This window comes from Parasphingorhabdus sp., assembly GCF_049667325.1.
In the GTDB taxonomy this organism is placed as follows: Bacteria; Pseudomonadota; Alphaproteobacteria; order Sphingomonadales; family Sphingomonadaceae; genus Parasphingorhabdus.
The window spans coordinates 1-10,579 of the sequence record NZ_JBATHY010000013.1 but is presented as its reverse complement, the minus strand read 5'-3'; the positions used below and the strand labels follow the sequence as shown (position 1 = coordinate 10,579).

Below are 10,579 nucleotides of genomic sequence, written 5' to 3'. Positions count from 1 at the left end.
ATTCAGGGGCTTGCGCGCCGAGCGCGTGGAACATCTGAATTTGCACCGCGGTATTGGCAACATGGTCCTCCCCGCGCACAACATGGGTAATTCCCATCTCGATATCGTCGATCGCCGAGGGCAGCATATAGAGCCAGCTACCGTCTTCGCGCAGGATGACCGGATCGGACAGCAGCGCGGGATCGAAATTCTGGTCGCCCCTTATCAAGTCGGTCCAGGTGATCGGCGTTTCGTGATCAAGTTTGAAGCGCCAGTGCGGCTTGCGCCCTTCGGCTTCATAGGCCGCAACCTGTTCCGCTGTCAGATCGAGTGCGGCGCGATCGTAGATCGGCGGCTTGCCCCGGCCCAGCTGAATCTTGCGCTTCAGGTCGAGTTCCTGTGCGGTCTCATAGGCTGGATAGACCCGCCCGTCGGCCTTGAGCTTCGCCAGATGCTCTTCATAACGGTCAAAGCGCGCCGATTGCCGTTGTTCTTCGTCAGCCGTCAGCCCCAGCCACGCCAGATCCGCTCGGATCGCGTCGACATATTCTTCCTTCGACCGCTCGGCGTCAGTATCATCGAGCCGCAACAGAAATGTGCCGCCCTCTTTTTGGGCGAACATCCAGTTATGAAGCGCGGTGCGGATATTGCCGACATGAAGATTGCCCGTCGGCGACGGAGCGAAGCGTGTTTTTATGGTCATACGGTCCTGAATGCGTTGGTTATCGGATAGCGCCGGTCGCGGCCGAAATTTCTGGTACCGAGCTTGACGCCCGGCGGGGCCTGTCGGCGTTTATATTCGGCGATATAGAGCAGCCGCTCGATCCGTACCACCGTTTCCCGCTCGAATCCCCGCGCCACCAGATCATTGACCGACAATTCTTCTTCGATCAGGCCGTGGAGCAGAGGATCGAGAATCTCGTAATCCGGCAGGCTGTCGCTGTCTTTCTGATCCTCGCGCAATTCCGCGCTCGGCGGTTTGGTGATGACCGTCTCCGGCATAACCGGACCATCGGGGCCCAGGCCGAGGCTCGGCTTGTTGCGGTTGCGCCATGCGGAAAGCTTGAAAACGGTTAGCTTATAGGCATCTTTCAAGACCGAATAGCCGCCCGCCATATCGCCATAGATCGTAGCATAACCGACGCTCATCTCGCTCTTGTTGCCGGTGGTCAGCAGCATATGGCCGAACTTGTTCGAGAGCGCCATCAGCGTTACCCCGCGGATCCGCGACTGGATATTCTCCTCGGTGATATCGACATTGCTGTCGGAAAAACTATCCTCGAGCATCGCGTCAAACCCCTCGATTGCAGGACCAATCGGAATAGTGTCCAGCCTGGTGCCCAGCATATTTGCACAGCCCCTGGCATCGTCGAGACTTTCCTGCGACGTGAACCGCGATGGCATCATCACGTTCCATACCCGGTCGGCACCCAAAGCATCGACCGCGACGGCCGCAGACAGGGCGCTGTCTATACCGCCAGAAAGACCGAGCAACACGCCCGGGAAACGGTTGCGGTTCACATAGTCGCGCAGACCGACAATCATCGCGTTATAGATATCGGCAGGATGGTCGTCGAGGCGATGAATCTCGCCTTGCGCGCAAGTCCACTCGCCGCCTTCGCGCGACCAATGGGTGTCGACGATCGACTCGTCCCAGTCGGGCAGCTGATGCATCAGGCTGGTGTCACCGTTGAGCACGAAACTCGCACCATCGAATACAATCTCGTCCTGTCCGCCAACCCGGTTGAGAAAAATCAGCGGTATCCCAGTTTCCCGGACCCGTTGGGTCGCCACTTGGCCGAGACGTTTATCGTCCTTTTCGATCTCATAGGGACTACCATGTACCGCGATGAATATTTCCGCACCTTGCGATTTTAGATGCTCGCAGACGGTCGGGAACCAGACATCCTCGCAGATCGGCAGACCGATCTTGCAGCCCTTGAAATCAATCGGCTCCGGCAATGGGCCGGAAGTGAAAAGACGCTTTTCGTCAAAAGTGCCGTAATTGGGCAGCTCTACCTTGTAGCGGATATCCCGGATATGGCCGCCAGCGAGCAGCGCGATGCCATTATAGAGCTTGCCATCCTCACGAAACACCGACCCGACCAGTATCGCCGGCCCCGGTCCTGCAGTCGCCGCGGCCAGCCGGTTGAGTTCCGCTGCCGCACGTTCCCACAATGCTGGTTTCAGCACCAGATCCTCCGGCGGATAGCCGATCAGCTGCAGTTCGGGAAACACGATCAGGTCGCTGTCCGGCCGCGCGCCGTGCGCCGCGATCATCGCATCGGCATTGCCGCGCAGATCGCCTACGCTCTGCGTCAACTGCGCCATGGTGATGGTAAGCTTTTCCGTCATCGCGCCCTGATAGAAAGGGGCGGCATGATCGGCAAATGATTTATCCGAAAACGAGACTGCCCATGATCCGGCCCGGGATGAAAGCAAAAATTCCCGCGATGATCAGGCCGATATAGGGGCCCTGCATGGCGCGATAATGTTCCTTGATATTGCCGATCCTTGCCTGCCAGACACCAAGCGGGATCGACACCAAAGTGATCACCGCAAAAATATGAATGAAGCTGAGATGGGTGCCAAATAAACCCGAACCATCGGGGCGACCCATCCAGAAACTGGTGATCGCGGTTATCATCATCAAGCTGGCCCAGGTCCGGCCGAGAAACTTGTGCAGCCTGTCACCCTTGCGACGGAGCAGAATATAGGCCCCGAGCGGCAGTGCCGGGACAACAGTCGCCAGATGCAAGATGACCGGCAGGGTCAACCGGTCCGTGATATTCGCCGTCGCCGCAACATCGCCAGATCCGAAACTGGAAAATGCCATCAGCAGCAAAGTGAGCAATATGGTCGCGCCGGTCATCATCAGTAATCCCGGAACGGAATATCCTTTGGCGGTTCTACGGTCAGCTGGCATGTATTCTTTCCTTATTTTCGCTTGGTTTCAACATCATGGCATGGTTTTTACGCGCCGCCGCCGCCCATTCGGGAACCGGCCTGTTTCTTCGTCAACCGGCGGGAAAACCACATCTTGCCCGTTGGCGAAACGCGAACGGGCGGCTAGAGAGTCTCTCGTGACCATGACTTGGCAAAAACAACTGTCGATCGAGCTGCTCGTTATCAGCGGCATAGGGCTGATCTTGGGCCTGCTGGGTCCCTTTGGCACTTATGCAATGCCCTCTGCGATGCGGCTGGCCTATTGGGTGACATTCATCCTTATTGGCTATGTTATTTTTCGGCCGATCAGCTTCGTCGCTTTATGGCTGAATGGAGCGACTGCTGTTCCTTTCTGGATAGCCATGGCGATCGCGCTGCTGGTCGCCAGTTTTCCGCTCTCGATGATGATCGGATTCATGATCAACGGCTTTCGCTGGCAGGGGCCGATGCTGGGCGACGGCTTTGCTCTCTTGTATATTCAGGTTGGCGGTATCGGACTGGGTATTTTTCTGCTCATGCGCATATTGTTTCCGCGAGAGCAGCCGGCTGCTCACCATCAGTCTGTCGATGCCCGGCAGGAGAACGCCGTGCCAAAACCATCGCTGTTCAACAGGCTGCCGCGGGGATTTCCCGATGCGATACTGGCGCTCGGCGTGGAAGACCATTATGTCCGCGTCCATGCCGTGGATCGTAGCGAGATGCTGTTGATGCGGCTGGGCGACGCGATCCGCGAATTGGAAGGCGTCGAGGGCGTCCAGGTCCATCGCAGCTGGTGGGTCGCAACCCGGGCCGTCGCGTCAGCAAAGCGGCAGGGTCGCAACTGGCGTTTGCTGCTCACTAATGGTTTGGCAATTCCGGTTGCACGCAACCGTGTGGCCACGCTCAAAGAAATAGGATGGATTAAGTGACAAGCCCCTTTTGATTTCGCGACCATCTGTCTAACAGGGTCATAAAAATTGTCATGGGGTTCCGCTGGAGATTCTTGCGGGCCGCTGGATCGGGAACGCAAATATGAAACTCATGTCGGGCAACAGTAATCTGCCGCTGGCTACTGAAATAGCCGCATATCTGGATATTCCGCTCACCGACGCGAGTGTAAAGCGTTTCGCCGATGACGAGATTTTCATTGAAATTCACGAAAATGTCCGCGGGGAGGATGTCTTTGTTGTCCAGTCGACCAGCCATCCGGCCAATGACAATCTGATGGAACTGCTGATCAGCATCGACGCCTTGCGCCGGGCCTCGGCCAAGCGGATCACTGCGGTACTTCCCTATTTCGGCTACGCACGGCAGGATCGGAAACCGGGACCGCGCACCCCGATATCAGCCAAGCTGGTGGCAAACCTGATTACCGAAGCGGGGGCGGACCGGGTGCTGACCGTTGACCTTCATGCCGGGCAGATTCAGGGCTTTTTCGATATCCCGACCGACAATCTCTATGGCGCGCCGGTGATCAGCGAAGATATAAAGTCGCGTCATGGCGACAAGGATATCGTAGTCGTCTCTCCCGATGTCGGCGGCGTGGTTCGCGCAAGGGTATTGGCTAAGCGGCTGAACAATGCGCCGCTCGCCATTGTCGACAAACGCCGTGAAAAAGCTGGCGTTTCCGAAGTCATGAACATAATCGGCGATGTCAAAGGCCGGTTCTGCGTCATGATCGACGATATTGCCGACAGCGCCGGGACCTTGTGCAATGCCGCCGATGCATTGATCGAAGCAGGCGCAACCGATGTCGCCGCCTATATCACCCACGGCGTCCTTTCCGGCAAGGCGGTCGAGCGGGTCAACGCCTCCAGATTGCGCAAGCTGATTATCACCGACACCATCCGGATAACGCAATCGGCGCTCGATTCCGATAAAATCCGTGTACTTCCCATCGCGCCCCTTCTGGGCGAAGCGATCAAGCGGATTGCCAATGAAAGCTCTGTCAGCAGCCTGTGGGACTAATCACGACCGCAATTTCTAGTATCGGGAGACGGAAATGCCCAGTTTCGAACTTTTGCTGAAATACCGCATTCATATCGCATTATTGGCGATATTTATCTCGCTCTTTGCATGGTTTACCGAATGGGCTGACTGGGTATATGTGTGTCCATATTGTCGAGCACAAAGGACGGTCATCGGGCTGCTTGGCTTACTCCTGCTCGCCAATCCCCAACATTGGTTAAATCGATGGGTAGCATCGACTCTTGCCGTGCTGGGTCTGGTCGTCGCCGGAATGCAGCATTTCAACGGTTGGAAAAAGATCATGTCCGGCGAATTTTCCTGGGGCGACTATTGGTGGGCCAACGCTTGGGTATTATCCGGCTGCGCCCTGTTCATCATCACCGGCCTAACCCTTTACCTATGGGCGTGGCGGCCAACCCCACCTGCAACGGATGATCAATGACCCCAAAAGACATCGATCTCGCGCAAAGACTCGCTGAAGCGGCGGGCGAGGCGATCCGTCCGTTCTTTCGGGCCAAATTTGATCAGGAAACCAAAGAGGATTCATCGCCGGTAACCGAGGCGGACCGGGCGGCGGAGGCGGCAATGCGGGCTATCATCGAGACCGAACGGCCGGAAGACGGGATTATAGGCGAGGAATATGGCACCCGCAACGAAGGCGCATCACGCCAATGGGTGCTCGATCCAATTGACGGCACGACTAGCTTCATCGCCGGCCGCCCGATCTTCGGGACGCTGATCGCGTTGATGCAGGATGGCTTTCCGCTGATCGGGATCATCGACCAGCCGATTTCAAAAGAACGCTGGGTCGGAGTTATCGGTCGCCCGACCATATTCAACGGCCATCCGGCAAAATCCGCGCGCTGCCGGGAGCTCAAGGATGCCGTCCTTGCCACCACCACGCCACACCAGTTTGACGAACATGACGCCGAGCATTTCATGGGTCTCGCCAGCAAGGTCGCGCCGCGCAAGATCATCTATGGCGGAGATTGCTATAATTACGGCCTCGTCGCCAGCGGCCACGTCGATGTGGTCTGCGAGGCGGGCCTGCAACTCCATGATTTCGCCGCCCTCGCGCCGATTGTCGACGGCGCCGGGGGAATGATGTGCGACTGGAACGGTGAACCGCTCCACGCGGAATCGGACGGCCATGTGCTGGCGATCGGCGATCACGCCCGGGTCGATGATGTACTGGAGGCAATTGCCTGTCATCATTGACGGCATTACCGTCGTGATAATGCTTGCATTCCTGCCGAATCTAGCTATTGCCGCCGTTCCGATGTGATGCTCTGGCCAGTGTTGGGCTGCCACAAGTATCCGTAACGGTAACTTCTAGAGGAGACCAAAATGCCCAAGTTGAAGACCAAAAGTGGTGTGAAGAAACGCTTCAAGATCACTGCAACCGGTAAGGTAAAGCACGGCGTCGCCGGCAAACGCCACCGTTTGATGAGCCATAACAGCAAATATATCCGTCAGAACCGCGGCACCAAGAAATTGTGCGATGCGGATGCGAAAACGGTCAAGAAATGGGCGCCATACGGCCTGGGTTAACCCCACCGCAGCGACTTTCAAACTTCAAGGATATATAGAAAATGGCACGTGTAAAACGGGGTACGACCACTCGTACAAAACATAAAAGATTATTGGTACAGGCAAAAGGCTATTACGGTCGCCGCAAGAATACCATTCGCATCGCACGGCAGGCTGTCGAGAAAGCCGGCCAATATGCGTATCGCGACCGCAAGGTCAAAAAGCGGACATTCCGTGCACTGTGGATCCAGCGGATCAACGCTGCGGTTCGCGCAGAAGGCATGACCTATGGCACGTTCATTCACGGCACCAAGCTGGCCGGGATCGAACTCGACCGTAAAGTCATGGCCGATCTGGCGATGAACGAACCTGCTATGTTTAGCGGCATCATCAAACAGGCGCAGGATGCTATAGCGAAAGCTTAAGTATTTTCAGAAATTCAAAGAAGCGCCGGGGAGCAATCTCGCGGCGCTTTTTTATTGGGTTTTTCGCCGCAGCCTGCTTTAGACGGTCGACAGGGAAAATAGGGTATAGTCATGAGTGCCAGTGAAGAAATTGCAGAGAAATATCTCGGACAGATAGCAGCGGCCGGTGATGGCGATGCCCTGGAAGCGATTCGCCTGGCTGCCCTAGGCAAGAAAGGCGAGATTTCGCTGTTGCTCAAGACGCTTGGCAAAATGACCCCCGAGGAACGGCAGGTCGAGGGCCCGAAAATCAATGGTGCGCGGCAAGCCGTGGCTGACGCGATAGCCGCCCGCAAGGAGGCCATCGACAGCCAAGCGCTGAACGCGCGCCTTGCCACCGAAAAGCTCGATATGACCCTGCCGCCACCCAGCGCGCCGAAGGGGAGTATCCATCCAGTCAGCCAGGTGATGGACGAACTGGCCGAAATATTCGCTGATCTCGGCTTCTCGGTCGCTACCGGTCCCGAAATCGAGGACGACTGGCATAATTTCACCGCGCTCAACATTCCCGAAACCCACCCGGCGCGGGCGATGCACGATACTTTCTATTTCCCGCAAACCGACGATCACGGCATGCCCAAATTGCTGCGCACGCACACCTCGCCGGTACAAATCCGTACGATGATGGATGTCGCCAAGCGGACCGAGGGTGTTGGCGAACCGATTTACCTCATCGCGCCGGGCCGCACCTATCGCAGCGACAGCGATGCGACCCATACGCCGATGTTCCATCAGGTCGAAGGACTGGTGATCGACAAGGGCATCCACATGGGCCATCTCAAGTGGACGCTGGAAACCTTTCTTGGCGCTTTTTTCGAGCGCGATGATGTGACCCTGCGCCTGCGTCCGAGCTATTTCCCGTTCACCGAACCCTCGGCGGAGGTTGATCTTGGTTTCACCGTCGAGAATGGACGCAGAATCATCGGCGGCGATCCACGAGCCGAAAACGGCGGCTGGATGGAATTGCTCGGCAGCGGCATGGTCCATCCCAATGTGATCCGCAATTGCGGGCTTGATCCCGATATCTGGCAGGGATTTGCATTTGGCTGCGGTATCGACCGGCTGGCGATGCTGAAATATGGTATGGACGACCTGCGCGCGTTCTTCGACGGCGACCTGCGCTGGGCCGATCATTATGGCTTTGATGCACTCGACGTGCCCACATTGAGCGGAGGAGTCGGCGCATGAAATTTTCTCTGTCCTGGCTCAAGGCCCATCTCGATACCGACGCAAGCCTGACCGAGATCACCGACAAGCTGACCGCTATCGGTCTCGAACTCGAAGGGTTGGAAAACCCTGCCGATGCTCTGCGCGCATTTCGTGTGGCCAAGGTCCTCGAAGCCGGACCGCATCCCAACGCGGACAAATTGCAACTGCTGAAGGTTGACGATGGTTCCGCCGAACCGTGGCAAGTTGTCTGCGGCGCGCCCAATGCTCGCAAGGACATGGTTGGCGTCTTTGGCCCTCCCGGCACTTATATTCCCGGTAGCGATTTCACATTGAAGCCCGCCAAGATTAGAGACGTCGAGAGCTTTGGCATGATGTGCAGCGCACGCGAGCTGGAGCTGGGCGAGGATCATGCCGGTATCATAGAATTGCCGTCAGATGCACCGGTTGGCACGAGCTACGCCGATTATGCGCAGCTGGACGATCCGGTTCTCGACGTCGCAATCACGCCCAATCGTCAGGACTGCATGGGCGTGCGCGGTATTGCGCGTGATTTGGCGGCGACTGGAATGGGACAGCTGAAGCCGCTCGCGGCGGCGTATCGCGATGCGCAATTGGATATTCCCGGCGAGGGTTCCGGACCTGATGTGCGCACCGATGATCTCGAGGGTTGCCCTGCATTCTATGCGCGCACGGTAACCGGCGTGACCAACGGTTCCTCACCTGTCTGGATGCAAAGCCATTTGAAATCTGCCGGACAGAAGCCGATCAGCCTGCTGGTCGATATCACCAATTTTGTCATGCTAGATCTCGGACGGCCGCTGCATGTCTATGATGTTGCCAAGCTCAATGGTGGTCTGGTTGCACGCAAAGCCAGGGCAGGCGAGACACTCACCGCGCTCAACGACAAGGAATATAGTCTCGACGAGTCCATGACCGTCATCGCCGACGACGAGGGCGCGCATGATATTGGCGGCATCATGGGCGGCGCGGCGACCGGCGCCGGCGACGAGACAACAGAAGTTCTGATTGAATGCGCCTACTTCACTCCGGAAAATATCGCCAAAACCGGTCAGAAGCTGATGCTGACGAGCGATGCCCGCCAGCGGTTCGAGCGCGGCGTTGATCCGGCCTTTCTCGATCAGGGGCTGGCGATCGCGACCTGGCTGATAACCGAGCATTGTGGCGGCACCCCAAGCGAGGTGACCCGCGCAGGAACACCGCCAACCGATCAGCGCACAATCTGTTATGATCCGAACCAGTGCGCCGCACTGGGCGGGATGGAAGTTGATCCGGACAGGCAGAAAGCGATTCTGGAAGCCTTGGGTTTCATTGTCAGTGACGATTGGAACGTCACCGTTCCCACATGGCGTCGCGATGTCGCGGGCTGGCAGGATCTTGTAGAGGAAGTCATCCGTATCGAAGGGCTCGACAATGTCCCGTCGGTACCGCTTCCCCGGAAGCCAGGCGTAGCCAAACCTACCGCCTCGCCGGAACAGCTGGCCGAACGTAAGGCGCGGCGAGCAGCGGCAGCGCGCGGGATGAACGAAGTCGTCAACTGGAGCTTTATCTCCGAGAAGGAAGCCACCCCCTTTGGCGGCGGAACATGGAGCCTCGCCAACCCGATCAGCGAAGACATGAAGGTCATGCGGCCTTCGATGCTCCCCGGTCTGATCGCGGCAGCCCAACGCAACGCCGCGCGCGGCGCGTCGTCTATTCGGCTATTTGAAGTTGGGCGGCGCTATCTGGAAAGCAGCGAACATCCGACCATCGGGCTTGTGCTGACCGGAGAGAGAACCCCGCGCAACTGGCAAGGTGGCAGTGCAACCGGATTTGACGCCTATGATGCCAAAGCAGAAGTGCTCGCGATATTGGATGCAGCCGGTGCGCCGGTCGACAAGCTGATGGATTTTGCCGAAGCCGGCGATCATTATCATCCCGGCCAGTCCGGCACTTTGCGGCTGGGCCCGAAGAAGGTTCTTGCCGCTTATGGCGCGCTGCACCCTGCGGCCACCAAAGCGCTTGGACTGAAAAGCGGAGCGGTCGGCGCAGAGATTTTCCTCGACGCTATCCCGCTGAAAAAGAAATCCGGCCATATGCGCGACGCCTTTGCCCCACCGGCCCTGCAAGCGGTGACCCGCGATTTCGCCTTCATCGTCGATGCGGACCTGGCAGCGGGCGATCTGGTGCGCGCGGTCAAGGGCGCGGACAAGAAACTGGTCACTGCTGTACGGATCTTCGATCTGTTCCAGGGACCGAGCGTAGGAGAAGGCAAGAAGTCGCTGGCGTTAGAAGTGACCTTGCAGCCGGTGGACGCGACGTTAACCGAGGATGACCTGAAGGCGCTTTCTGACAAGGTTGTAGCGAATGCCGGTAAACTGGGCGCGGAATTGAGAGGCTAGACATGTCGTCGCCACAGCCAAGGCTGAGGTCCAAACCACAATGCGAGAGAAACCATAAACGGTTTAGGTTCCAGCCTCCGCTGGAATGACGAATGAAAGAAAATTATGACCAAACCCCGCCGCACATTCGCGATTATCTCCCAC

The 10,579-nt window shown here is 57.6% G+C and carries 11 protein-coding genes; 8 read left to right on the top strand and 3 right to left on the bottom strand.

Going from position 1 to position 10,579, the window contains the following annotated elements; genetic code table 11:
• From WBM93_RS00620 to WBM93_RS00610, 3 genes are all read right to left on the bottom strand, one after another.
• On the bottom strand, positions 1 to 682 hold a 682-nt coding region (locus tag WBM93_RS00620), incomplete at its 3' end, for a glutamate--tRNA ligase (RefSeq protein WP_424427127.1).
• Entirely contained in the window at positions 679 to 2,334 is a 1,656-nt protein-coding gene (locus WBM93_RS00615) for an NAD+ synthase (protein ID WP_424427125.1), read from the bottom strand. The genes WBM93_RS00620 and WBM93_RS00615, both read right to left, overlap by 4 nt.
• Positions 2,335 to 2,374: 40 nt before the next feature.
• A complete protein-coding gene (locus WBM93_RS00610; protein WP_424427123.1) occupies positions 2,375 to 2,905 on the bottom strand; it encodes a DUF2306 domain-containing protein in 531 nt (176 codons plus the stop codon).
• 163 nt (positions 2,906 to 3,068) lie between these two features.
• Here WBM93_RS00610 and WBM93_RS00605 point away from each other — a divergent pair, with 163 nt between their 5' ends.
• From WBM93_RS00605 to pheT, 8 genes are all read left to right on the top strand, one after another.
• Positions 3,069 to 3,833 (top strand): LytTR family DNA-binding domain-containing protein, encoded by a 765-nt coding sequence (locus tag WBM93_RS00605; protein ID WP_424427121.1) that lies wholly within the window; start codon positions 3,069 to 3,071, stop codon positions 3,831 to 3,833.
• Positions 3,834 to 3,936: 103 nt separating this feature from the next.
• Positions 3,937 to 4,872, top strand: coding sequence for a ribose-phosphate pyrophosphokinase (locus tag WBM93_RS00600; protein ID WP_424427119.1), 936 nt, complete (start codon positions 3,937 to 3,939; stop codon positions 4,870 to 4,872).
• A gap of 34 nt (positions 4,873 to 4,906) precedes the next feature.
• Positions 4,907 to 5,314: a hypothetical protein gene (locus WBM93_RS00595; protein WP_424427117.1), complete on the top strand. Its 408-nt coding sequence runs from the start codon at positions 4,907 to 4,909 to the stop codon at positions 5,312 to 5,314.
• Positions 5,311 to 6,090, top strand: a complete 780-nt coding sequence (gene hisN / locus WBM93_RS00590; protein WP_424427115.1) for a histidinol-phosphatase — start codon at positions 5,311 to 5,313, stop codon at positions 6,088 to 6,090. The genes WBM93_RS00595 and hisN overlap by 4 nt, the downstream gene beginning before the upstream one ends.
• A 129-nt stretch (positions 6,091 to 6,219) precedes the next feature.
• Positions 6,220 to 6,423: a 50S ribosomal protein L35 gene (rpmI, locus tag WBM93_RS00585; RefSeq protein ID WP_424427113.1), complete on the top strand. Its 204-nt coding sequence runs from the start codon at positions 6,220 to 6,222 to the stop codon at positions 6,421 to 6,423.
• 41 nt (positions 6,424 to 6,464) lie between these two features.
• Positions 6,465 to 6,827, top strand: a complete 363-nt coding sequence (gene rplT / locus WBM93_RS00580; RefSeq protein ID WP_424427111.1) for a 50S ribosomal protein L20 — start codon at positions 6,465 to 6,467, stop codon at positions 6,825 to 6,827.
• A 111-nt stretch (positions 6,828 to 6,938) separates the two neighbouring features.
• A complete protein-coding gene (gene pheS / locus WBM93_RS00575; protein ID WP_424427109.1) occupies positions 6,939 to 8,054 on the top strand; it encodes a phenylalanine--tRNA ligase subunit alpha in 1,116 nt (371 codons plus the stop codon).
• On the top strand, positions 8,051 to 10,435 hold the full coding sequence (pheT, locus tag WBM93_RS00570) for a phenylalanine--tRNA ligase subunit beta (RefSeq protein WP_424427107.1): 2,385 nt from the start codon (positions 8,051 to 8,053) through the stop codon (positions 10,433 to 10,435). Before pheS ends, pheT begins: the two co-directional genes overlap by 4 nt.
• Positions 10,436 to 10,579 lie beyond the last annotated feature (144 nt).